The sequence below is a fragment of the Methylocystis suflitae genome, assembly GCF_024448135.1.
In the GTDB taxonomy this organism is placed as follows: domain Bacteria; phylum Pseudomonadota; class Alphaproteobacteria; order Rhizobiales; family Beijerinckiaceae; genus Methylocystis; species Methylocystis suflitae.
This window is the reverse complement of the sequence record NZ_JAMRYX010000097.1, coordinates 15,933-37,597: the sequence shown is the minus strand read 5'-3', so window position 1 is coordinate 37,597 and position 21,665 is coordinate 15,933. Positions and strand designations below refer to the sequence as shown.

The window sequence follows — 21,665 nt, the reverse complement described above, 5'->3', positions numbered from 1 at the left end:
GGTCAAGCCGAAGTTGAAGCCCAAGCCCAAGGCTAAACCCAAGCCGAAGCCCGCGGCTCCGGTCGAGGAGCCTGCTGAGCAGCCTGCGCAGTAAAGCGCAGTTGCCCGTGACCCACCCCTGTTTCAGCTCAGAGCGGGGGCGGGTCGCGCGGCAGGCGCCTGTCTCTGCTCATTGGAAGGAATGTCGCCGTGACCAGCGACACAGCGCGCTTTGTCGGCGACATTCCCTTTTTTTACGACCGCAGCCTCGGCCCGGTGATCTTTGAGGATTACGCCGCCGATATCGCCGATCGGACAGCCGCGAGCGCTCCCATTGACGTGCTCGAAATCGCGGCAGGCACGGGAATCGTCACGCGCACGCTGCGCGACTCTCTCGATCCACAAGCGAAGCTAATCGCAACCGACCTCAATGAGCCGATGCTCGAAGTGGCGAAGACGAAGTTCGGCGCTACCGAGCAAGTGATCTTCCGTTCGGCTGACGCGACGGCCCTGCCTTTTGGCGACGGCGCCTTCGACGCGATCGTCTGCCAGTTCGGACTGATGTTCTTTCCCGACAAGGATCGCGCGCATCGTGAGGCGCGACGGACTCTGCGGCCGGGCGGCCGATATCTCTTCAGCGTCTGGGATGCGCCACGCTACAATCCTTTCCCTCGCCTGGGGCTCGAGGTGATCGAACGATTTTTTCCCGGCGATCAACCGCTGTTTCTTGCTTTTTCCTGCGCCGAGGTCGATCCCATCAAAGAATCGCTGATCGACGCCGGCTTCACGGACATCGCCATTTCCGTAAGGCCGCGCGTCAAGGATGTGCGGGACCCGATGGATTTTGCGAGAGGATTCGTCTTCGGCAGTCCGCTCTTCGAACAGCTCCGCGCGCGCGGCGGCGTGCGTCCGGAATCGCTTGTCGAGGCCCTGGCCGAGCGGCTCACGCAAGAACTCGGCGCGAACCCCATGCGCCTGCCGATGCAGGCGATTTTCTTTGAGGCCAGGGCGGCGTAAGGACGGCGCCCGCTACTGGGGCATGGTCATCAGCTCGAGCACATGGCCGTCGGGGCTTTTGAAATAGACGCCTCGGCCGCCGTTCCAGTCGTTGAGCTGGCCGTCCGTGAATCGACCCGGCGCGCTGCCAAAGGCGACGCCTTCGTCCTTCACGCGCCCGAAGATTTCGTCAAATTCTTTGTCGCTAACGTGGAAGGCGTAATGGCTGGACTCGAAGCCCTCATCTTTGTCGAACAGCAGGGTGAGCTCGCTGTTGACCTTCACCGGCGCGAAATGGCCCTTGGCGCCGTCGTAGCGCAGACCGAAAATCCGTGCGAACCAGCGCGCCGCGGCCTCATTGTCGCGCGCCGGCACGATGGTGTGATTGAGAACGATGGCCATCGATCAAGCTCCGCCTTTGTGCTGACGAATTTCAGATGGGGAGTCGTGGCCTCCCCGTCACGAGCGTCGCGGCGCTCAATCGCCGCCGGACCAGGAGGCTGACAGCGCGCCATCTGGTTGGCGCCGGACGCGAACGCCGAATGGCGCGCTTTCGCGATCGAGCGTTTGCGCAAGCCATTGGGCGTCGGCGGTCGACGCCCTTTCAAGGCGCAAGCGCCGCATATGCAGCGGAACCAGTCGAAGTTGCGCGAAATCGCCGTTCGTATCGATATCTGCGAAATACATCAGGGATAAATCGCCGCGAAAGCTTTCGTAGCCACTGATGCCCTCATAGTCGTTCAGGAAGTCGCCGCAGCCGTAAAGAACCAAGCGGTTGCGATGGACCTCGACTCCCTTCGCGTGATGTGACGAATGTCCGTGGATGACGGAAGCGCCGGCGTCTTCGATCAGCCGATGCGCGAATTGTCTTTGGGCCGTCGATACGCCATAGCCCCAATTCGAGCCCCAGTGGATCGAAATCACCAGAATATCTCCGCTCTGCGCCGCGCGCCGCGCCAGATCGCAGGCGAAATCAACGCAGGCGGGAGAAAGGTCGCGCAGAAGATTGACGCCGGGCGATGACGGCGTCGCCGCCCATTCCAACGGCGTTCCGCTGTCGGGCAGGGCGAAGGACAGGACGACGAGCCGTCCCTTTCGCGGAAGGTCCAGGATCGCCGGCCGCTGCGCTTCGTCGATCGTGCGTCCGGCGCCGGCGAAAGCGACGCCCAGACGCTCAAGCGTGTCGAGCGTTTGAAAGAGGCCAGGCCGTCCCCAATCGAGCACATGATTGTTCGCGAGCGCGCAGCAGTCGATGCCGGCGACGCGAAGACATTCCGCGTTCTGCGGGCTGACGCGATAATTAATCGCCTTAGGTTCGGCTGTTTCGCTGCGCGTCACGCTCGTTTCGAGATTGACGATGCGGGCGTCAGGCGCCTGGGCGCGAAGCTCGGCGAGCGCCTCGCCCCAGACATAGGAATAATCGACGGACCGCGGAATCGGCCCTGACGCCGCTTCGGCCAAACGAACATAGTCTTCGGCGGAGGAAACATATTCCTCATAGAGCTTCGGCGGGCAGGGCGACGGCAGGATCTGATCGACGCCGCGGCCGATCATCACGTCCCCGCACAGGAAAAGCCGGACGGCCGACGCCCCATCGCGTGGCGGCGGCGCAGCGACGCTCATATGGTAGGCGGAAAATTCTCTTCGTCGTCGCCGGCGACAAGTGAGACGATTTCTCCGGCCACGTCCTTGAGCGGCGCGCCCGCGCCGAAGACGTCCTGATCGCCGGACATCCACATTGCCGCCTCCTCGACGTCAGCGATCGTCGGCCGCAGGTCCATGATCGCCGACAGCGTCGCGTCGTCGATGTCGCCGAGGACGTCCGTCACGTCCTTGATCGTCGCCAGCGGACGGCCGTCGCCGTCCGGCGCGGAAGATTGCGTCAAGTTTTCGCTCCTCGCGTTTGGAACGTCCCGCCCGAGCTTGATCCGTGACGGTATCGAACGACGCCGGCGATGCGAAAGGCGAGTTGCATAGCCAACAAAATATAGCGCCGCGCATCTTTGCCGCGAAGGAGCCCGAGGCTAAAATTTGTGTTTCCGCCACCCGAGCGATATTGCCGCGTTGGCCCAAGCACGTCGTCGAGTCCCCGGCAGCGCCGAGGACGAGCGCGCCCAGGCCATGCCATGTTGCTCTTTCCAGACAGAGTCTGATGCTCATCGATACCCATTGTCACCTCGACTTTCCCGATTTCGCGCCAGAGCTCGCGGAGACGATCGCCCGCGCAAAGGCGCGCGGCGTCGGCAGAATGATCACGATCTCGACGCATCTCCCTCGCTTCGAGCGTGTGAAGGCGGTTGCTGAAGCCTATCCGGAGGTCTTTTGCACGGTGGGAACGCATCCGCACCATTCGCACGAAGAGGCCGAGCCGACCGTCGAGGCGCTGGTGAGTCTGTCGCGGCATCCAAAATGTGTCGGATTGGGCGAAGCAGGCCTCGATTATCACTATGATCATGCGCCGCGCGAGGTGGCGCAGCGCATCTTCCGCATTCACGTCCGAGCCGCCCGCGAAACCGGCCTGCCGCTCGTCATTCATACACGCGACGCCGACGACGACTGCGCCGCCATTCTGAAGGACGAAATGGGGAAGGGGGCTTTCCCCGCCCTGCTCCATTGCTTCACCAGCGGCCGCGCGCTCGCCGAAACGGCGCTGCAGCTCGGCCTCTATATTTCCTTTTCCGGGGTCGTGACCTTCAAGAACGCCGAATATCTGCGCGAGATCGCCCGCGACGTGCCGCTGGAGCGCATGCTGGTCGAAACCGACGCGCCCTTCCTTGCGCCCGCGCCTCATCGCGGCAAGCGCAATGAGCCGGCCTTCGTCGTCGACACCGCGCGCGTGCTCGCCGAGATCAAGGGAATCAGCGCCGCCGAACTTGCAATCGCCACGACCGAAAACGCGCTGCGGCTGTTTTCCAAAATGCCGTCTCTGGACGCCGCCGCGTGAGCCTGAGAATCAGGATCCTTGGGTGCGGTTCGTCCGGCGGCGTGCCGCGAGTCGGGCAGGGCTGGGGAAAGTGCGATCCGGACAATCCGAAAAATCGGCGTCGGCGCTGCTCGATTCTCGTCGCGCGCGGCCCTGCCGAGTCAGCGACGCAAGTGCTCGTGGACACAGGGCCCGATCTGCGCGAGCAGCTCATCGACGCTGACGTCAAGCGGCTCGACGCGGTCTTCTATACCCATCCCCACGCCGACCACACGCATGGCGTCGACGATGTGCGCGGCTTGGTCATTCTGAGCGGACGGCGAATCCCGGCCTATATGGACGAGCCGACGTCGCGGGCCTTCGCCACGAAGTTCGACTACATCTTCAAGACGCCGCCGGGCAGCTTTTATCCGCCGCTGATGACCGAACATCGGCTGCATCTGGGGCGCGCCGAGACGGTCGACGGACCCGGCGGCGCGATCGTCGCGACGCCGTTTCGCCTGGACCATGGCGACATGGACGCGCTCGGCTTTCGCTTCGACAATATGGCCTATACGCCGGATCTTCACGCCATTCCGCCTGAGAGCGCGCAATATCTCGAAGGGCTGGATCTTTGGATCATCGACGCGCTGCGCCATCAGCGGCACGGCACGCATCTATCCGTCAGTCAGGCGCTGGACTTCATCGCGCATTTCAGGCCCAAACGCGCCGTCCTGACGGATCTGCATGTTGATTTGGATTACGACGCGCTGGCCGCGACGCTGCCGGAAAATGTCACGCCGGCATTTGACGGAATGGCGCTCGAAGTCTGACGTCGCGCGCATCGCCAGACAGCATCTTTTAGTTCCATAATATGGATTATGCGAATCATGGATGCAGGATCCCGGCGGTCGCCGTCCGCTGTCGCCTTTCGCTCACCTGAGATTTCGCGCCAATGTTCTGACGGACGGAACGCAGCCCCGGCTCCTCGGATGACGCTTTATGTTGGCAATGCGGCGCGGGCGCAGCGCATGGCGCGTCATAATCCGCCCGTGCGGCTCGTCTAAACTCCTGCAAACGCAAACATTCCCGCCCACGCAGGAATTGGACGTCAGCTGTCAAACTATGGCGACTGTTTGGATTTTTGGATCACCCCACGGAATTCTCTGGCCTTCCGGGGCGAAACTCTGGTAAAAGGCTCGCTGCGCGGGACTATATGGCATTCAAGAGGCACATCATCGTCGTTTCCGGGCGGGCGCGTTTTTTGAGACGCGTCAACTGGAGCGGTTGGGCGCACAAGGTTGGCATAGCGGTCTTGCCGTTTTTGGCGGAGACGAGCAGGTAGACATGAGCAAAGGTAGAGATTTTCGGGGCCCCCGCAAGCGCGGATTTGATGACGACGCCCCGTATAGCTATGATTCGCCGCGAACGAGCCGGGCGCCGCGATCACCCTTTGGCGGCGGATTTCCAGATGCGCCGCCTCCGATGTCGAATGAGCCAGCAGTCGACGCCATCGTGAAGTGGTTTAAGACGGACAAGGGCTTCGGCTTCGTAGAGCTCGCCAATGGCACTGGCGACGCCTTCCTCCATATCGGCGCCGTTCAGGCGGCGGGTTACGACACGCTGCCGCCCGGCGCGAAGTTGCAGGTGCAAGTCACGAGCTCGGTGAAGGGCCAGCAAGTGGCGCGCATTCTCGAAGTCGACTTGGCAGGAGCCGCTGAGCGGGCGCCGCCGCCGCCGCCGCGCGCAGGAGGCGGTTTTGACAGCCCCCGGCCCCGTCGTCAGGCGCCCGATCCGTCGACCGCTGTTCCGGTCTCCGGCAAGGTCAAATGGTTCGACGAGACAAAGGGCTTCGGCTTCGTGCAGTCGAACGACGGCGGCAAGGACGTGTTCGTCCATATTTCGATTCTGGGTCCATCCGGCGTGAACCGGCTCGCCGAGGGGCAGCCGGTCACTATGCAGGTCGTCGATACGGCGAAAGGCAGAGAAGCGCTGTCGATCATCCTGGATTGAGCCTCGCTCCGTAGATCCGCGCGCCGCGATCCTCCTTGAGGGCCGCGGCGCTTTTCTTTTGGGGAGACCTCATGTCCGGCCGACCGTGCGGCGATGTCGCCAGACTGATCGAAATCATGGCGGCGCTGCGCACGCCCGGCAGCGGTTGTCCCTGGGATCTCGAGCAGGATTTCCGCTCGATCGCGCCCTATACGATCGAGGAAGCCTATGAAGTCGCCGACGCCATCGAGCGCAACGATCTTACCGATCTCAAAGACGAGTTAGGCGATCTCCTCTTGCAGGTCGTGTTCCATGCCCGAATGGCGCAGGAGCAGGACGCTTTCGCCTTCGAGGACGTCGTCGATGCGATCTGCGACAAGCTCGTTCGCCGGCACCCGCACGTTTTCGGCGACGTCCAGTCTCTCGACGCCGACGGCGTGACCATGCAGTGGAGCGCGATCAAAGCGCGCGAAAAGGCGGGCAAGCAGGGATTGCAGCCGGCCAGTTTGCTCGACGGCGTGCCGCTCGCCCTGCCCGCCCTAACCCGCGCCCTCAAGTTGCAACAAAAGGCATCCGAGGTCGGCTTCGATTGGGACGATGCACAGCACGTTCTCAGCAAGATTCGAGAGGAAACCGAGGAAGTCGCCGCGGAACTCGCGCGTCCCGGCGTCGACGCTTCGCCGGCGCTTGAAGAGGAGATCGGCGATCTCTTGTTCGTCGTCGCCAATCTTGCGCGCCATGCCAAGGTCGACCCCGAGCAGGCGCTTCGCGGCGCCAATACGAAATTCGAGCGGCGGTTTCACCACATCGAGCGCCGCCTCACAGACATGGGCCGTTCGCTTGAAGCAGCGTCTCTCGACGAAATGGAAGCGCTGTGGGTCGAGGCGAAAGGCGCTGAGCGCAAACCTGGCTGACGGCTCTCTCGAACGTCTCGAAGGTTACGGCGCAGCCCGTCAGCGTCCCGCGCCGGCTTCGCGGATCATTTCGGCCTGCGGAAAGCGCCTCGCGAGGCCCTCAGAACGTTCAGGATCGATACGTACGACGAGATGGACGCCGCCTTCCGGCAGCGCTTCGCGTTCGAGCACTTCGGTATGGGCGTGAAGCCAGGCGAGCCCCTCGCCGTCCGCGACGTCGAGGTTCATTTCAAAACGAACGCGTCCCGCCGCCAGCGTGGACTCGATCCTTGCCAGCAACTCATCGAGCCCCTGCCCGGTCAAGGCGGATACGAGCGTCGGCCGGCGTTGTGGCTCGATCCCGCTCACGGCGAGCTGAAGCGCCGATAGCCGATCCGGATCGAGCGCGTCGATCTTGTTCCAAACTTCCAAAATCCGCCCTTCGGCTTCGCCTTTCAGACCGAGTTCGCTCAGGATCGCCTCGACGTCCTTCGCCTGCGCTTCCCAATCTTCGTGCGCGACGTCGCGGACATGGAGAACCACGTCGGCGAGCGTCACTTCTTCGAGCGTCGCCCGGAAGGCCGAGACAAGCATGGTGGGCAGGTCGGAGATGAATCCCACCGTGTCGGAGAGCAGGATGCGCGCGCCATGCGGCAGTTTGATCTGGCGCAGCGTTGGATCGAGGGTCGCGAACAGCATGTCCTGCGCAAGCACCTCGGCCTTGGTCAGACGGTTGAAAAGCGTGGATTTCCCGGCGTTGGTGTAGCCGACCAGCGCGACCACGGGATAGGGAACGTCGCGCCGCGTCTTACGATGCAGCGCGCGCGTGCGCTTGACCTTGTCAAGATCGTGCTCGATGCGCCGCATCCGCTCCTCGATCAGGCGCCGGTCCGTCTCGATCTGCGTTTCGCCCGGGCCGCCAAGAAAGCCGAAGCCGCCGCGCTGGCGTTCAAGGTGGGTCCAGGAGCGGACGAGCCGCGACTTCTGATAGGCCAGATGCGCCAGCTCCACCTGCAGCGCGCCTTCCTTGGTTCGGGCGCGCTCCCCGAAGATTTCGAGAATGAGCCCGGTCCTGTCGATGACCTTGGCGTCCCACGCCCTTTCGAGATTACGCTGCTGCACGGGCGAGAGCTGGCAGTCCATGCTCACGAGCGCGGCGTCCTTCGACTTGACGAGTTCGCCGATCTCCTCGACCTTGCCCTTCCCAAGATATGTCGCCGGCCGAACCTCGTTCAGCGATATCGGCAGTTGGCCGACGACATCGAGGTCGATCGCCTCGGCGAGCCCCACCGCCTCCATGAGACGCGCCGCCGTGTCGCGCGCACGCGCCGCGCCGCCTTGAGTAACATAAGGCCCAATGACCAATGCGCGGGCGCCAGCGCCATTCGGCGTCGTCCCGTTATCCGCTCCGCTGTCAGCCTTCAATCGCCTACCGCTTATTGTCGGCCTGGCCCTCGTCGTCGCCCGGCTCAAACATTTGTATGGGGTGTCCGGGCATGATCGTCGAGATGGCGTGCTTGTAGACGAGCTGAGAATGCCCGTCTCGCCGCAGCAAGAGGCAAAAATTATCGAACCAGGTGACGATTCCCTGGAGCTTGACGCCGTTGACGAGGAAGATCGTGAGCGGGACTTTATTCTTCCTGACAAAATTCAAAAATGTATCTTGCAGATTCTGCGAACGCTCTGACGACATCGGCTGTCCTGTTCTGTTTTTTGAGCCGAGCGGAATGACGCCGCCCCCAGGGGATCGTTCTTCTTTTTTCGCCGCCGTGTTCATTAGAACCTTTCAAATGGCGAAGCGCAAGGCGCAAGTCGAACGCTTTCCGTCGCCAATTCATGGAAAGCTGCTGGCTCTGACCCTGCCCCAGCTCTTGCCGCCAACATAACTTAACGCTTTAACTAGCTCAGCTAAGTTAATGTTTCTATGACTCTACCGACAGCGACTTAAGTTTTCGGTGTAAGGCCGAGCGCTCCATGCCGATGAACTCCGCTGTTCGGGAAATATTCCCGGAGAAGCGATTGAGCTGAGCGACAAGGTATTCGCGCTCGAAAACTTCCCGCGCCTCTCTGAGCGGCAGACTCATAAGTTTCTCGCCGCGCACGCCCGCCGGCGTCGCCGGCACGAGTTCGCCGACGTCGGCCGGAAGCATTTCGGCCGTGATCGTCGCGCTGGAATCGCCAGACGTGAGGATCATCAAGCGCTCGACATTATTTCTCAACTGGCGGATGTTGCCGGGCCAGTCGTGCAACTGCAGGACCGCGAGAGCGTCTTCCGAAATCCGTCGGCGCGGCATGCCGGACGCGAGCGACATATTCTCCATGAAATAGTTGATGAGCGCCGGGATATCCTCGCGCCGTTCCGCCAGCGAGGGAATCCGGATCGGCACCACCGCGAGGCGATGAAAGAGATCCTCGCGCAGCGTTCCCTCTTCGATCGCCGACGCGAGATCGCGCGCCGAGGACGAGATGATGCGCACGTCGACCTCGACCTTGTTCGATCCACCGACCCGCTGAAACGTCTGATCGACCAGCACGCGCAGGATTTTCGCCTGGGAATCCTTCGGCATGTCGGCGATTTCGTCGAGGAACAGCGTCCCGCCATGCGCCTCCTCGAGCGCGCCGATCTTGCGTTCGCCGTCGGCGCCTTCGCGGCCGAACAGCTCGATTTCCATGTTCTCCGGCGTGATCGTGGCCGAATTGATGACGACGAACGGCCCGCCGGCGCGACTCGACGCCTCGTGGATGCAGCGGGCGGCGAGTTCTTTGCCTGTCCCAGGCGCGCCGGTGATCAGCACGCGCGAATTCACAGGGGCCACGCGGCCAATGAGCTGCTGCAGCTGATGCGCCGCCGGGGAATCGCCGACGATGCGGTCGAAGGCTCCTGCCCGCTGGCGCAGCGCGGAAAGTTCGCGCCGCAGCTGATAGGCCTCGAGCGCCCGTTCGGCGACGAGCACCAGCCGATCCGCCTTGAACGGCTTTTCAATAAAGTCGTATGCGCCGATCTTGATCGCGCTGACCGCGGTTTCGATATTGCCGTGGCCCGAGATCATGACGACGGGCAAGCCCTTGTGCTGCTTCTGCACGGTTTCGAGCACCTGGAGGCCGTCGAGCCGAGACCCTTGCAGCCAGATGTCGAGAAAAACGAGATGCGGACGCCGGCTTGCGATCGCCGCGAGCGCCTCGTCGGAGTCTTTGGCGGTGCGGACCCCGTGCCCTTCGTCGCTCAGAATTCCGGCGACAAGCTCTCTGATGTCCTCTTCATCGTCGACAATCAAAATATCGCTTGCCATTATACCCCACTCTGTCCCGGCCCACTTGCATGCGCCGGCGCTTTTTCCGCGTGTGTGTCCGCCGCGCGTGGCTCCTCTTTCGAGGGCGTCTCCGCGGCGAGAGGCACGATGAGCCTGACGCAGGCGCCCCGACCCGACGGCGCGTCCAGCAGCTCCAGCCGGCCTCCGTGATCCTCGACGATCTTGGCGACGATCGGCAGGCCCAGTCCGGTGCCGTCCGATCGCGTCGTCATGTAAGGCTCAAGCAAGCGCTGCCGGTTCATCGCCGGGAAGCCCTTACCATTATCGATCACGTCGATTTCCGCCATGCGATCGCGCACATCCAACTTGATTTCGACTCGTCCCTTTTCGAGAGCGTCTTTTTCTTCGCGTGCGGCGACGCCTTCGACGGCGTTCTTCACGATATTGGTGAGCGCCTGCGACAGCAAGCGACGATCGAACTGCGCGATGACGGGCGTTTCGGGCAAGTCTTCGACGATGTCGAGATCGGCGTTGCCGACGCGCATGAGGAACGCGACCTGCCGAATGCATTCGTTGAGATCGTCTCGCGCCGGGCGCGCCTTCGGCATACGCGCAAAGGACGAAAACTCGTCGACCATACGCTTAATGTCGTCGACCTGGCGCACGATCGTGTCCGTGCATTGGTCGAAAACGTCTCGATCCTCCTGAATAACCTTGCCGTATTTGCGGCGCAGCCTTTCGGCCGAAAGCTGGATCGGCGTTAGCGGATTCTTGATTTCGTGAGCGATGCGCCGCGCGACGTCCGCCCAGGCCGAAGTGCGCTGCGCCATCACGAGGTCGGTGATATCGTCGAGCGTCACCACGTAGTTGTGTTGTCCCGCATCGGCGCGCGCCGAGGTGACTCGCACATTCAAGGTGCGCTCGGCGACGCCGCGCTTGATGATGATCTGGCTTTGAACGGCGCGCGGAAAAACTTCCGCCGCGTCCTTCAGGATGGGGACAATCTCCGGCAAGACCGACGCCACCGAGGCGCCCACGGTCGCCTGCCCCGTCGCGTCTGCGAGCGACAGTTCCTCGGCTGAGCGGTTGAGAATGGTGACGACGCTTTCCGAGTCCACGCCCATAACCGCGACCGGCACGCCGGAGAGCACCGCCTCGGTGAATTCGCGACGTTCGTCATTGATCCGATTGGCCTCGATCAGCCGGTTTTGCTGAAGATTGAGCTCGGTCGTCATATTGTTGAAGACGTCGCCGAGGCGGGCCAATTCGCCATGCTGTTTGTCGACGTTGACGCGAACGTCGAGATTGCCGGCCGACACCTCGTCGGTTGCGGCGATCAGGTCCCGGATCGGCGTCACCAGCCGGTCAGCGAAATCCAGTCCGAACCAGATGGAGGACAGCAGCATGATCGTCGTCAGGAAGGCGTACATCAGCACGAAGGCCCGCTGCACGGCGGCGCGATAGGAATCGAAGGCGTCGTAGCTGCTGATCAGGCTTTGAGCCTGTTTGGGAAATTCCACCGCGATCGGGTCGATGGGCCGGGTGACGTAAAGGAACGTGTCCTGAAAGGCGTTGAGCGCGCGCAAAGCGACGAAGCTCTTACCGTCATCGATAACGAGGCACAGCGGCTCCCCGCGCCGCGCGTCGTCGAACTCGGATTGTGGCGGGGCGATGATGATCGAGGCGGCGTTCTGCGCCACGTCGACGCGGTCGAGAATTTCGCCGTTGGATTTCACCAGGGCCGCGACGGAGAAGCCCAGGAAATACGCCCGCGACTGAAATATCTGATGAAAATAGGGTCGGTCGGAATTGTAAAGGATGCTCGCGCGATCGAGATCCGACGCCGTGAGCTGCGCCTCCTGCAATAGCGCCCGGCATTGACTCTCGCGGAACACGGCCGCGGCTTCCGCCGTGTTGTGGACGAAGACCTTGACGCTCGACATGAAGGCGGGATTGAGCACGCGCTCCAGCGTCAGCGACCCCGCTACGGCAAGCAGAATCGCCGGGATCAAAGCAATGACCGAGAAAAAGCCGACCGTGCGCACGTGAAGGCGCGCCGCCGCCTCGCCGCGCAGCCAGACGCGGTAGAGGCGCCAGGCCTTGACGATCACCATCGCGAGCAGAACGGCGACAAAGACGCCGTTGACGATGAGCAACGGCAACAAGCGGTCGTCCGTCGGCGATATCGCGCCGAATTCGGCCACGACCAGGAATGTAGCCAAAGCACAGCCGACGGCCCCGATCACGATGATCGGGCCGAACCAGCTGCGAAACGGCGTTCTGCCTTTCGCCTTTGGCGGAGAAGCCGAGTCTCCGGTCAGGGCCATGGCGCCTGTATAGGCTCCGCCCGCGCCGGTTGCAATTGAACGGCCAAAAGAGTCGCTATCGCGGTGAGCGCATCAACCTGATGTCGAGGTCGTTGACCTTCTTGCGTAGCGTGTTGCGGTTCAGTCCGAGCAATTCCGCCGCCTTGATCTGATTGCCGCGCGTCGCCGCAAGCGCCGCGGAGACAAGCGGGATTTCGATCTCGCGAATGATCCGGTGATAGAGGCCTGGCGGCGGCAGCTGATCTCCATAGTCGCGAAAGAGCTTGGCGAGATGAAGCTCGACGGAGCTCGAAAGCGTCTGTCCGTCAAACAATTCTTGCGACGGCGCGGCTGCGGCTGAGCCTTTGTCGCCACCCGGTTCAGCCTGCCGAATCTCATGTTCGAGTTCGGCCTCGACGAGCTGATCGGAAATGACTTCCTGCGGGTGCAGCGCGGCGAGCCTGCGGATGAGGTTTTCGAGCTCGCGGATGTTGCCCGGCCAGCGATATTTCTTCATCCGGTCGAGCGCGGCCTGATCGATGTATTTCTGCGGCAGTCCTTCGCTCGCCGCCACTTTGAAGAAGTGATGCACGAGATCGGGAATGTCCTCGGCGCGCTCGCGCAGCGGCGGCAGCCGAAGCGGCACGACGTTGAGGCGGAAGTAAAGATCCTCGCGGAACAGCCCCTGCTGGATGAGGATGCGCAGATCCTTGTTGGTGGCGGCGATGATCCGGACATTGGTCTTGATCGGCGTGCGCCCGCCGACCGTCGTATATTCGCCCTGCTGAAGCACGCGCAGCAGCCTTGTCTGCGCCTCCATCGGCATGTCGCCGATCTCGTCGAGAAACAGCGTGCCGCCCTCGGCCTGCTCGAAGCGTCCGGCCGATCGCTGGTTGGCGCCGGTGAAGGCGCCCTTCTCATGGCCGAAGAGTTCGCTTTCGATCAGATCGCGCGGAATCGCCGCCATATTGACGGCGACGAAGGGGCCCTTCTTTCGCTTTCCATAGTCATGCAGGGCGCGGGCGACGAGCTCCTTGCCGGTTCCCGACTCGCCATTGATCATCACCGTCAGGTCGGTCTGCATCAATCGCGCGAGCGAACGATAGATTTCCTGCATCGCCGGGGAGCGGCCGACGAGCGGCATTCCCTCGATCTCATCGTGGTGGTCATCTTCGGGCCGTTTGCGGGGTTCGGCCATGGCGCGGCCGACGATGCCGACGAGCTCCTTGAGATCGAAAGGCTTGGGCAGATAGTCGTATGCGCCCCGCTCCGACGCCCGAATAGCGGTCATGAACGTGTTTTGCGCGCTCATGACGATGATCGGGAGTTCGGGACGCAGCTTCTTGATGCGCGGTAGAAGCTCGAAAGCGTTCTCGTCGGGCATGACGACATCTGTGACGACGAGATCGCCCTCGCCCGACTGCACCCATCGCCACAAGGTCGCGGCAGCGCCGGTGGTGCGCACTTCATAGCCCGCACGCGAAAGCGCCTGCGCGACGACCGTGCGTATGGACGCGTCGTCGTCAGCGACCAGAATTTCTCCTCGCGTCATTACTTCGTTCTCCCGCCTTTGCGAGATGTCATGCACGCCGTTCCTCGCGTTGCTCGGCCCGTTTCGGCCTGTACATTGGCATCAGCACCCGGAAGGTCGTGCGCCTCGGGAGGGACTCGCACTCCACGATGCCGCCGTGGTCGTTGACGATCTTCGCAACCAGTGCAAGTCCGAGGCCAGTTCCTGTCGACTTGGTCGTCACAAAGGGATCAAAGAGATGCGCGGCGATGTCTTCCGGAACGCCGGGGCCATTGTCGCGCACGCAAAATTCGAGCGGCAGTCCGATCGGGCTTTTCTCGCCAAGCGCGCGCAGACTGACGCCAGGCCGGAAAGCGGTCGAGAGTTCGATCTCCCCATCGACGGCTTCGCCGACGGCTTCCGCCGCGTTCTTCACGAGATTGAGGAAGGCCTGCACCAGTTGATCGCGATTGGCGTAAACCGGCGGCAGCGATGGGTCGTAGTTCTCGACGAAGCGAACGTTGCGGGCGAATCCGCTCTGGGCGACGCGCTTCACGTGATCCAGCACCGAATGGATGTTCACCTGCTCGCGCTGCAACGGACGCGCGTCGGAAAAAACTTCCATCCGGTCGACAAGACGCACAATCCGGTCGGTCTCGTCGCAAATCAGCCGCGTCAGCGCGCGGTCCTGATCGCCGAGCGCCGATTCGAGCAGTTGTGCGGCGCCACGAATGCCGGACAGCGGATTCTTGATTTCATGCGCCAGCATCGAGGCCAGCCCCGAAACCGAGCGAACAGCGCCGCGATGCGTCAGTTGCCTGTCTATTTTATCGGCAATTGTTCGCTCCTGCAGCATAACAAGCACGAGCCCATCGCCCTCGGGCAGCGGCGCGCAATGAACGTCGACGCGTCGGTCGGCGTCCTGGCCGGGCCGGCCGAGATCGACCTTGTATTCATTGATTGTCGCGCCACGTTCGCGAACCTGCTCGATGAGCGCGGTGAGCGGCGATCCGAACGGCAGCAGCCGATCGAGCGACTGTCCGATGAGCAGAGGCTTGCCGAGCTCAAAGAAGGCCTCCGCGGCGGCGTTGGCGTCCTCAATGACGCCATCGCGCGCGATGGTCAGGATCGCATTGGGCAGAGCCTCAAGCATGCATGATCGGCCGGCGTCATTGATGATCTTGAGCGGCTCATAGCCGACGCAATGCGCGCCGTTGCGTCGCGGGCGGTCGGAAACGCTCATGCCGCAATCCCCTGCTCTGCAGGCTGCGCCTCCAGAAAAATCAGCTTAATCAGCCGCGCCGCCTCGTCAGGCGAGTCTGTCGTAACCAGCGCGCGACGCGCGTCGGTTGCGGCATGTCCCGCCAAACGATCGGCATAAGCGGCGAGATGTTTGCGCGCGTGCCTCAGCCCGGCCGACGCGCCCATCGACGCCAGCAGTCCTTCGAGGTGTTCGCGCGCGATGTCGGCGCGTTGCGCCAACGTCGGCGGCGGCCGCCGATCGCCGGTCTGCAGAAAATGCGCGATATCGCCGACGATCCAAGGCCGCCCCATGGCAGCCCGTCCGACCATGACTCCGTCGGCGCCGGAATGCTCGAGCATCTCCACGGCGTCGTCTTCGCCGGCGCAATCGCCATTGGCGACCACCGGAATTCGGACGGCCGCTTTCGCCGCCGCGATCGCCCGCCAGTCGGCCCGGCCCGCATAAAACTGTTGGCGCGTGCGCCCATGCACGGTGATCATTGCGGCGCCTTCGGCCTCCGCGCGGCGCGCCAGCTCGGCGACGTTTCGGGTCGCTTCATCCCAGCCCAACCGCATCTTGACGCTCAGCGGCACGCATATTGCCTCGCGTGCTGCAGAGATCAGCCGCGACGCTTGATCGAGATCGCGCATCAGCGCGGCGCCCGCGAGGCCTCCGGTGACACGCTTGCAAGGACAGCCCATGTTGATGTCGATCCAGTCAGCTCCAGAGGATTCGGCGCTTCGCGCGGCGGCCGCCATTTCCGCCGGCTCGCGCGCGGCGATCTGAATGACTCGCGGCCCGTCGCCGGCGCACTCCAGCCGCATCGCCGTCTCGCGATCGCCGCGGGCGACGCCGGCGGCCGTCACCATCTCGCTCACCGTCGCCGACGCCCCCAGACGCGACGCGATGCGGCGCATGGTCGGGTCGGTCACGCCAGCCATCGGCGCGAGCAGCGCGCGACCCGTCAGCGCGATCCCGCCAATGCTCAGAGGCGAAGGGGCAAAGCCAACGCCTAGTTTTTTGGCAGTAGCCATCTTGCCCACATCATAAGCAGTTCCCTTCGCAGTTGCAACATAGCATTTCTCCGGCCCGTCGGCATTTGACGGCGTAGGCGAAAACCGACAGAGAGCGGCCATGGCCGCTCACGTCACCCCTTCCATCGCCATCCTAGTCGTCGCCGGAGGCCGCGGCGCGCGGGCGGGCGACGGCCCGCCAAAACAATATCGACCGATCGCCGGCATGACGCTGCTCGGCCGAACGCTGCATGGGCTGCATATGGCCATGCCTCAGGCCGCGCTCAAGGTCGTCATCCATAAAGACGACCTCGACCATTATGCCGCGAGCATTGCGGAGCTTTCCGCTTCCGATCGGGCGCGGCTTCTTGCGCCGGCCTTCGGCGGCGCAAGCCGGCAGGAAAGCGTCAGGAACGGGCTAGAGGCGCTCGCGGCCGAGGGCGCGCCGGATATCGTGCTGATTCACGACGCCGCGCGTCCTTTCGCCGACGCCGCGCTCATCGCCCGCGCGATTGAAGCCGCCGAGATTCATGGGGCCGCCGCCCCCGGCGTGCCGCTTGCCGATACGATCAAGGAGATCGACGCCGCCGGCGTCGTCGTTGCGACGCCCGACCGCGCGAGGCTCTGCGCCGTGCAGACGCCGCAGTCCTTTCGCTTCGATCTCATCTTGACAGCCCATCGCGCTGCGGCCGCCGGCGGACGAGACTATACCGACGACGCCATGGTCGCCGAAGCCGCCGGCCTGAAGGTGCATATTTTTGAAGGCGACGCCGCCAATTTCAAACTCACGACGCAACAGGACTTCGCCCGCGCCATGGAGCAGTTGAAGCAACCCGCATTCGCCGATCTGCCCGACATCCGCATGGGTCAGGGCTATGACGTCCACGCCTTCGGGCCAGGCGATTCCGTCTGGCTTGGCGGCGTCGCGATTCCGCATACGCATGGCCTCGCCGGCCATTCGGACGCCGATGTTGTCTCCCACGCCATCACCGACGCCATTCTTGGCGCCATCGCCGAGGGCGACATCGGCGCGCATTTTCCGCCGTCCGATCCGCAGTGGAAGGGCGCGGCGTCGTCGATCTTTCTGGCGCGCGCCTGCGAACTCGTCCGGGCGCGCGGCGGCGCCATCGCCAATGTCGACGCCACCATCATTTGCGAAGCGCCGAAGATCGGCCCCCACCGGGAGCGGATTCGCGAAAGCCTCGCGGCGACGATGGGCGTCGACCTCGGCCGCGTCGCGATCAAGGCGACGACGACCGAGCGGCTGGGATTTACCGGCCGGCAGGAAGGCATGGCGGCGCTGGCGATCGCCACGGTGCGGCTGCCGTGAGGGACTGAGCGAACCTGCATCTGCTCCAGTCGCGTCACTACGAGCCGGACCGAAGCTATCCAGTGTCGCTTACGAATCGGATTGTCATTCCCGACGCGCGCTCGCGCGCGATCGGGAATCCAGATGCGAAACCAAACATCCTCATTATTGGTCTGGATTCCCGGTCAGGCCTCGGCCCGCCGGGAATGACACGGCGCTGGGAAGGCAAAGCAGGAACTGCTCGCGGTCGCCAATGGACGCTTGGCCCCCGCGCTCTGCTATAAACCCGCTTTGCAAAGCCGAGGCCCGCCATGATCCGCGTGACCGATAGAATCGCGCTCCACGAATGGGAAATCGTGGAGGAATTTGCGCGCGCGTCGGGACCCGGCGGCCAGAATGTGCAGAAGGTCGAAACCGCCGTGCGGCTGCGCTTCGACATCCGCAATTCGCCCAGCCTCGCCGATGACGTGAAGGCGCGGCTGGCGCGCCTCGCCGGCAGGCGTCTGACGAAGGACGGCGTCATCCTCATCGAAGCGCGCCGCCATCGCACGCAGGAGCGCAACCGGGCGGATGCGCTCGATCGCCTCATCGACCTCATCCGCATCGCGGCGGCTCCGCCGCCCCCGCCGCGAAAGAAGACCCGGCCGACGCTTGGCTCGAAGCTGAGGCGTCTCGACGGCAAGAAGCAGCGCGGCGACGTGAAGGCGCTGCGCGGCAAGCCGACGCATGAGTTATGATCCGGCTGATCCGTTTGGTTGGGCCGTGTCATTCCCGGCAGGCCGAAGGCCTGACCGGGAATCCAGAGCCTATCTAGGAATGCTGGTCTTGCTCTGGATTCCCGATCGCGCGTTGCGCGTCGGGAATGACAGCCGGAGGGTTCAACCGAACTCTGTTATGAAATACGTCATGCATATTTACGAGATACGTAATGGCAGATACGACATACGTAAAAGCGAATAACCTGGTTGATAGCGCCCGCGCCAAGGGCCTTCGTCTTACGACGGCCGAATCCTGCACCGGCGGGCTCGTCGCCGCGGCGCTGACGGATATTGCCGGCGCTTCGGATGTTTTCGATCGCGGCTTCGTCACCTATTCCAACGCTGCGAAATGCGACATGCTGGGCGTCGCGGACGCAATGCTCAAGGCGCATGGCGCGGTCAGCGCCGAGGTCGCGCGCGCCATGGCGCTGGGCGCCATTGATCACTCGCTGGCCGATGTCGCCGTCGCGGTGACGGGCGTCGCCGGACCCGGCGGCGGCTCGCCTGAAAAGCCAGTGGGGCTCGTTCATTTCGCCTGCGCCCGGCGCGACGGCGCCGTCAATCATGTCGAGCGGCGCTATGGACCGCAGTCGCGCGCCGAGATCCGCGCCGCCTCGGTCACGCAAGCCTTGGACATGATGATCGACGCCGTCGACGCGGCTCAGCGGCGGCCGTAAACTTGGTCGGCGCGTGCGGCGAAGGCGTCCGCATATTTGTGGAACGCGCGATCAAACATTGCGCCCATCACAAAGCCAAGCGCCGGGCTCTTGAATTCATAGGCGATGAAGAAATCGACCATCGACCGGTGCGCGCCGCCGCTCGCCGCCGGCTCGTCGCGGAATGTCCAGCGATTGTCGAGCTTTCGAAACGGTCCCTCGGCGCATTCGACCCTGATGTCTAGTTTGTTGGAGTCGCAGCAGACGCGGCTCACATAGCGCTCGCAGATCGCTTTGAAGCCGACCTGCATCTCGATCAGCGACACCTCGACCCCAGGCGAGATCTCCGACCGTCGGCGGATGCGAACAGCCTCGCAGAGGGGAACGAATTGCGGATAGGATTCCACGTCGCGCACCAGCGCAAACATTTCTCCTGCGCTGTGCGGCACGTAGCGACGGTTGCGAAAACTCTTCATGAGCCAAGCTTCTAGTTCATTGACGAGAGCGGCAAAAGTCGCCGCATTCACGCGGCTGGAACAATTGCGTCACGTCGCAGTTCTATCGACGAGTTCTCGCTGGCTCCTGAGATATTCTACGGAGGGAATAATGGCGAATAAATCTGATTTCACAGCTGAAGAATGGAAAAAACTGCTGGAATCGCCGCTGCTGGCCGGCTTCGCCGTAAGCGCCGGCGATCCGAGCGGCTTTATCGGCACCTTGCAGGAGGGTTTCGCGAGCGCCAAGGCTTTGGCCGTCGCAAGATCCGATCCGAACGCCGACGCGCTGATCAAGGCAGTGGTCGCCGACCTTCTCACGCCCGACGGACGCACAGCCGCCCGCGAAGGGGTGAAGGGCGTGGTCGACGGGGCCAAGGTGGACGAATTCAAAGATCGGGCGCTCGGCGAGTTGCGCCGCACCGCCTCCATCCTCGATTCAAAGGCGCCCAATGAGTCGAAGGCGTTTAAGGATTGGCTCAACCATATCGCCAATCTGGTGGCGGAAGCGGGCGTCGAGGGCGGATTTCTGGGCTTTGGCGGGGTGAAGGTCACTGACGCCGAACGCGCCACGCTGGCGGAAATCTCCACCGCGCTTGGCGCTTAATCTACCTCCGCTTTTCGGGGGAAATTGCAAAATCGGGGGAGGTCGAGCCCCCTCCCTGTCCCTCCCCCGCTTCGCGGGAGAGGGACGCTAACGATCGGCATTAGCGAAATCCTGATGAAGCGCCCAATTCGACTCCCTCTCCCGCGAAGCGGGGGAGGGCTGGGGTGGGGGCCTAAGCCGCGCCCACATGTTCCTTCCGCATGTCCCTCGTTCACCCGGCTCGATTACCGGTCCGCGAGCCGTCGCTGGCGCGCCGCGCGCAATTTCGCGAAATCCTCCCCGGCATGATGCGACGAGCGGGTGAGCGGCGAGGCGGCGACGTAGAGGAAGCCCTTCGCATAGGCGAGCGTCTTATAGGAGTCGAATTCCTCCGGCGTCACGAAGCGCTCGATCGCATGGTGCTTGCGCGTCGGCTGTAGATACTGGCCGATGGTGATGAAATCGATGTCCGCCGAGCGCATGTCGTCCATCACCTGCATCACTTCGAGACGGCTCTCGCCGAGCCCGACCATGATTCCGGATTTGGTGAAAAGCGAGGGGTTCAGCTCCTTGGCGCGCTGAAGCAATCGCAGCGAGTGGAAATAGCGCGCGCCCGGCCGCACGGTGACATAGAGCGACGGCACGGTCTCGAGATTGTGATTGAAGACGTCCGGGCCCGCCGCCACTACGCGCTCCAGCGCGCCAGGCTTCCTGAGAAAGTCCGGCGTGAGCACCTCGATCGTCGTTTCGGGACAGGCCGACCGGATGGCGGCGATGGTCTCGGCGAAATGGCCGGCGCCGCCGTCATCGAGATCGTCGCGATCGACGGACGTCACGACGACATGCGACAGGCCGAGAGCGCGCGTGGCTTTGGCGACCCTGCCCGGCTCGGTCGGGTCGAGCGGCGTCGGCAGGCCCGTGGCGACATTGCAGAACGCGCAGGCGCGCGTGCAGATCTCGCCCATGATCATGAAGGTGGCGTGCTTTTTCTCCCAGCATTCGCCGATGTTGGGACAGGACGCTTCCTGGCACACGGTCGCGAGCCCGGAGTCCTTCAAAAGCCCGCTGGTTTCCGCCCAGGCCTTTGAACCGGGCGCCTTGACGCGGATCCATGGCGGCTTGCGCAGAATGGGCGCGTCGGGCCGGCCCGCCTTTTCAGGATGACGCAGAGGCGGCTCCCCCCGTTTTTTGCGGGGGTCGTCGTTCAAGAGATCAAGCACGGTCAAGAGTGGAGAGTCTCCTCTCTCACCAAGCTAGGCATATCAATGGCGGACGGCAATGTCCTCGGGAGATCTATCGGCGTGAGGCAGCGCCCGGCACGCGACGCAAAACAGCGCCGCGCCGATCGCGCCGGCGATCAAGACCGCGTCTGCGCAGCGCTGCCCCACTCCGGCGCGAACGGCGAGCTCGGCCGTCAGCCATGCCCCCGTGACCGCCGCGAGCACCAGCGCCCCTGCTCGAACGTCGACGTGCAGAACATGCCAGAGCTTTGTCGCGCTCCAGCCGATAAGCCCGCCGATGATGAGAAGGGCGAGGAACTGCGCGTTGGGCGCGCCAACGATCGCGGCTGCGGCGGAGAGCAACGCGTCCATGAGGGCCTCCCGGCGGGATGAGGGAAAGGTTGCAGTTAGAGCTAACGGCCCAATAACGAGTTTGACGAGTTTTTGTTCCCGGCGTCTGCTGGAAAGAATGCGCCCGAGCGGGGCGCCAGCTCCTCGACTCGCGCAGCTACTGCCTCAACATCAATATTCGTGAATACAATTGAATCAAAATGTTA

General features: G+C 63.4%; 22 protein-coding genes. 9 read left to right on the top strand and 13 right to left on the bottom strand.

The features are described 5' to 3' along the window. Positions 1-189 precede the first annotated feature (189 nt). Complete coding sequence (locus NEI07_RS08435) at positions 190-996, top strand: class I SAM-dependent methyltransferase (protein WP_256033985.1); 807 nt, start codon at positions 190-192, stop codon at positions 994-996. Between the two features lie 12 nt (positions 997-1,008). Here NEI07_RS08435 and NEI07_RS08430 read toward each other — a convergent pair whose 3' ends face one another. The 3 genes from NEI07_RS08430 to NEI07_RS08420 form a co-directional block, all read right to left on the bottom strand. Then, positions 1,009-1,377 carry a VOC family protein gene (locus NEI07_RS08430; protein ID WP_256033984.1) on the bottom strand — a complete coding sequence of 123 codons (369 nt, stop codon included), beginning with the start codon at positions 1,375-1,377 and terminating at the stop codon, positions 1,009-1,011. 75 nt (positions 1,378-1,452) lie between these two features. Then, the gene (locus tag NEI07_RS08425) at positions 1,453-2,598 is read right to left on the bottom strand and encodes a CapA family protein (protein ID WP_256033983.1); all 1,146 of its coding nucleotides are present in this window, start codon (positions 2,596-2,598) and stop codon (positions 1,453-1,455) included. Then, positions 2,595-2,861 carry a hypothetical protein gene (locus tag NEI07_RS08420; RefSeq protein ID WP_123176085.1) on the bottom strand — a complete coding sequence of 89 codons (267 nt, stop codon included), beginning with the start codon at positions 2,859-2,861 and terminating at the stop codon, positions 2,595-2,597. Before NEI07_RS08420 ends, NEI07_RS08425 begins: the two co-directional genes overlap by 4 nt. Positions 2,862-3,127: 266 nt before the next feature. Here NEI07_RS08420 and NEI07_RS08415 point away from each other — a divergent pair, with 266 nt between their 5' ends. The 4 genes from NEI07_RS08415 (at position 3,128) to mazG (ending at position 6,783) form a co-directional block, all read left to right on the top strand. Then, entirely contained in the window at positions 3,128-3,919 is a 792-nt protein-coding gene (locus NEI07_RS08415; RefSeq protein ID WP_256033982.1) for a TatD family hydrolase, read from the top strand. Beyond that, on the top strand, positions 3,916-4,710 hold the full coding sequence (locus NEI07_RS08410; RefSeq protein ID WP_256033981.1) for an MBL fold metallo-hydrolase: 795 nt from the start codon (positions 3,916-3,918) through the stop codon (positions 4,708-4,710). Before NEI07_RS08415 ends, NEI07_RS08410 begins: the two co-directional genes overlap by 4 nt. A 514-nt stretch (positions 4,711-5,224) precedes the next feature. After that, on the top strand, positions 5,225-5,890 hold the full coding sequence (locus NEI07_RS08405) for a cold-shock protein (RefSeq protein ID WP_123176078.1): 666 nt from the start codon (positions 5,225-5,227) through the stop codon (positions 5,888-5,890). Positions 5,891-5,961: 71 nt separating this feature from the next. Next, a complete protein-coding gene (gene mazG, locus NEI07_RS08400; RefSeq protein WP_256033980.1) occupies positions 5,962-6,783 on the top strand; it encodes a nucleoside triphosphate pyrophosphohydrolase in 822 nt (273 codons plus the stop codon). A 39-nt stretch (positions 6,784-6,822) separates the two neighbouring features. Here the strand turns inward: mazG and hflX are convergent, their stop codons facing one another. The 7 genes from hflX to dusB form a co-directional block, all read right to left on the bottom strand. Beyond that, positions 6,823-8,187, bottom strand: a complete 1,365-nt coding sequence (gene hflX, locus NEI07_RS08395) for a GTPase HflX (protein ID WP_256033979.1) — start codon at positions 8,185-8,187, stop codon at positions 6,823-6,825. Positions 8,188-8,191: 4 nt separating this feature from the next. Next, entirely contained in the window at positions 8,192-8,455 is a 264-nt protein-coding gene (gene hfq / locus NEI07_RS08390) for an RNA chaperone Hfq (protein WP_256033978.1), read from the bottom strand. 229 nt (positions 8,456-8,684) lie between these two features. Beyond that, positions 8,685-10,052: a nitrogen assimilation response regulator NtrX gene (gene ntrX / locus NEI07_RS08385; protein ID WP_256033977.1), complete on the bottom strand. Its 1,368-nt coding sequence runs from the start codon at positions 10,050-10,052 to the stop codon at positions 8,685-8,687. Next, on the bottom strand, positions 10,052-12,340 hold the full coding sequence (locus NEI07_RS08380; RefSeq protein ID WP_256033976.1) for a sensor histidine kinase NtrY-like: 2,289 nt from the start codon (positions 12,338-12,340) through the stop codon (positions 10,052-10,054). Before NEI07_RS08380 ends, ntrX begins: the two co-directional genes overlap by 1 nt. Before the next feature lie 55 nt (positions 12,341-12,395). Beyond that, positions 12,396-13,871 (bottom strand): nitrogen regulation protein NR(I), encoded by a 1,476-nt coding sequence (gene ntrC, locus NEI07_RS08375; RefSeq protein ID WP_256033975.1) that lies wholly within the window; start codon positions 13,869-13,871, stop codon positions 12,396-12,398. Between the two features lie 28 nt (positions 13,872-13,899). Next, positions 13,900-15,072: a two-component system sensor histidine kinase NtrB gene (locus NEI07_RS08370; RefSeq protein WP_256033974.1), complete on the bottom strand. Its 1,173-nt coding sequence runs from the start codon at positions 15,070-15,072 to the stop codon at positions 13,900-13,902. Then, on the bottom strand, positions 15,069-16,106 hold the full coding sequence (gene dusB, locus NEI07_RS08365; protein ID WP_256033973.1) for a tRNA dihydrouridine synthase DusB: 1,038 nt from the start codon (positions 16,104-16,106) through the stop codon (positions 15,069-15,071). Before dusB ends, NEI07_RS08370 begins: the two co-directional genes overlap by 4 nt. A 100-nt stretch (positions 16,107-16,206) precedes the next feature. On the opposite strand from dusB, the gene NEI07_RS08360 reads away from it, so the two are divergent. The 3 genes from NEI07_RS08360 to NEI07_RS08350 all read left to right on the top strand — a co-directional run bounded on the left by NEI07_RS08360 (position 16,207) and on the right by NEI07_RS08350 (position 18,829). Next, positions 16,207-17,415 carry a bifunctional 2-C-methyl-D-erythritol 4-phosphate cytidylyltransferase/2-C-methyl-D-erythritol 2,4-cyclodiphosphate synthase gene (locus tag NEI07_RS08360; RefSeq protein ID WP_256033972.1) on the top strand — a complete coding sequence of 403 codons (1,209 nt, stop codon included), beginning with the start codon at positions 16,207-16,209 and terminating at the stop codon, positions 17,413-17,415. A gap of 290 nt (positions 17,416-17,705) precedes the next feature. Continuing rightward, on the top strand, positions 17,706-18,131 hold the full coding sequence (gene arfB, locus NEI07_RS08355) for an alternative ribosome rescue aminoacyl-tRNA hydrolase ArfB (RefSeq protein ID WP_256033971.1): 426 nt from the start codon (positions 17,706-17,708) through the stop codon (positions 18,129-18,131). A gap of 191 nt (positions 18,132-18,322) precedes the next feature. Then, positions 18,323-18,829 (top strand): CinA family protein, encoded by a 507-nt coding sequence (locus tag NEI07_RS08350; RefSeq protein ID WP_256033970.1) that lies wholly within the window; start codon positions 18,323-18,325, stop codon positions 18,827-18,829. Here the strand turns inward: NEI07_RS08350 and NEI07_RS08345 are convergent. Beyond that, positions 18,814-19,284, bottom strand: coding sequence for a type II toxin-antitoxin system RatA family toxin (locus NEI07_RS08345; RefSeq protein WP_256033969.1), 471 nt, complete (start codon positions 19,282-19,284; stop codon positions 18,814-18,816). The genes NEI07_RS08350 and NEI07_RS08345 overlap by 16 nt on opposite strands. A 130-nt stretch (positions 19,285-19,414) precedes the next feature. Here NEI07_RS08345 and NEI07_RS08340 point away from each other — a divergent pair, with 130 nt between their 5' ends. Beyond that, the gene (locus NEI07_RS08340; protein WP_256033968.1) at positions 19,415-19,909 is read left to right on the top strand and encodes a hypothetical protein; all 495 of its coding nucleotides are present in this window, start codon (positions 19,415-19,417) and stop codon (positions 19,907-19,909) included. Between the two features lie 224 nt (positions 19,910-20,133). Here the strand turns inward: NEI07_RS08340 and lipA are convergent, their stop codons facing one another. Both lipA and NEI07_RS08330 read right to left on the bottom strand, forming a co-directional pair. Then, a complete protein-coding gene (gene lipA, locus NEI07_RS08335; protein ID WP_256033966.1) occupies positions 20,134-21,114 on the bottom strand; it encodes a lipoyl synthase in 981 nt (326 codons plus the stop codon). A 36-nt stretch (positions 21,115-21,150) separates the two neighbouring features. After that, positions 21,151-21,480 (bottom strand): hypothetical protein, encoded by a 330-nt coding sequence (locus tag NEI07_RS08330; protein WP_256033965.1) that lies wholly within the window; start codon positions 21,478-21,480, stop codon positions 21,151-21,153. Positions 21,481-21,665 lie beyond the last annotated feature (185 nt).

What these genes read in the sequence shown, in the direction of transcription:
- NEI07_RS08430 (WP_256033984.1), bottom strand. Translation starts at nt 1,377, where the DNA reads ATGGCCATCGTTCTCAATCACACCATCGTGCCGGCGCGCGACAATGAG.
- NEI07_RS08425 (WP_256033983.1), bottom strand. Translation starts at nt 2,598, where the DNA reads ATGAGCGTCGCTGCGCCGCCGCCACGCGATGGGGCGTCGGCCGTCCGG.
- NEI07_RS08415 (WP_256033982.1), top strand. Translation starts at nt 3,128, where the DNA reads ATGCTCATCGATACCCATTGTCACCTCGACTTTCCCGATTTCGCGCCA.
- NEI07_RS08405 (WP_123176078.1), top strand. Translation starts at nt 5,225, where the DNA reads ATGAGCAAAGGTAGAGATTTTCGGGGCCCCCGCAAGCGCGGATTTGAT.
- mazG (WP_256033980.1), top strand. Translation starts at nt 5,962, where the DNA reads ATGTCCGGCCGACCGTGCGGCGATGTCGCCAGACTGATCGAAATCATG.
- hfq (WP_256033978.1), bottom strand. Translation starts at nt 8,455, where the DNA reads ATGTCGTCAGAGCGTTCGCAGAATCTGCAAGATACATTTTTGAATTTT.
- ntrX (WP_256033977.1), bottom strand. Translation starts at nt 10,052, where the DNA reads ATGGCAAGCGATATTTTGATTGTCGACGATGAAGAGGACATCAGAGAG.
- NEI07_RS08380 (WP_256033976.1), bottom strand. Translation starts at nt 12,340, where the DNA reads ATGGCCCTGACCGGAGACTCGGCTTCTCCGCCAAAGGCGAAAGGCAGA.
- ntrC (WP_256033975.1), bottom strand. Translation starts at nt 13,871, where the DNA reads ATGACGCGAGGAGAAATTCTGGTCGCTGACGACGACGCGTCCATACGC.
- NEI07_RS08370 (WP_256033974.1), bottom strand. Translation starts at nt 15,072, where the DNA reads ATGAGCGTTTCCGACCGCCCGCGACGCAACGGCGCGCATTGCGTCGGC.
- dusB (WP_256033973.1), bottom strand. Translation starts at nt 16,106, where the DNA reads ATGGCTACTGCCAAAAAACTAGGCGTTGGCTTTGCCCCTTCGCCTCTG.
- NEI07_RS08360 (WP_256033972.1), top strand. Translation starts at nt 16,207, where the DNA reads ATGGCCGCTCACGTCACCCCTTCCATCGCCATCCTAGTCGTCGCCGGA.
- arfB (WP_256033971.1), top strand. Translation starts at nt 17,706, where the DNA reads ATGATCCGCGTGACCGATAGAATCGCGCTCCACGAATGGGAAATCGTG.
- NEI07_RS08350 (WP_256033970.1), top strand. Translation starts at nt 18,323, where the DNA reads ATGGCAGATACGACATACGTAAAAGCGAATAACCTGGTTGATAGCGCC.
- NEI07_RS08345 (WP_256033969.1), bottom strand. Translation starts at nt 19,284, where the DNA reads ATGAAGAGTTTTCGCAACCGTCGCTACGTGCCGCACAGCGCAGGAGAA.
- NEI07_RS08340 (WP_256033968.1), top strand. Translation starts at nt 19,415, where the DNA reads ATGGCGAATAAATCTGATTTCACAGCTGAAGAATGGAAAAAACTGCTG.
- NEI07_RS08330 (WP_256033965.1), bottom strand. Translation starts at nt 21,480, where the DNA reads ATGGACGCGTTGCTCTCCGCCGCAGCCGCGATCGTTGGCGCGCCCAAC.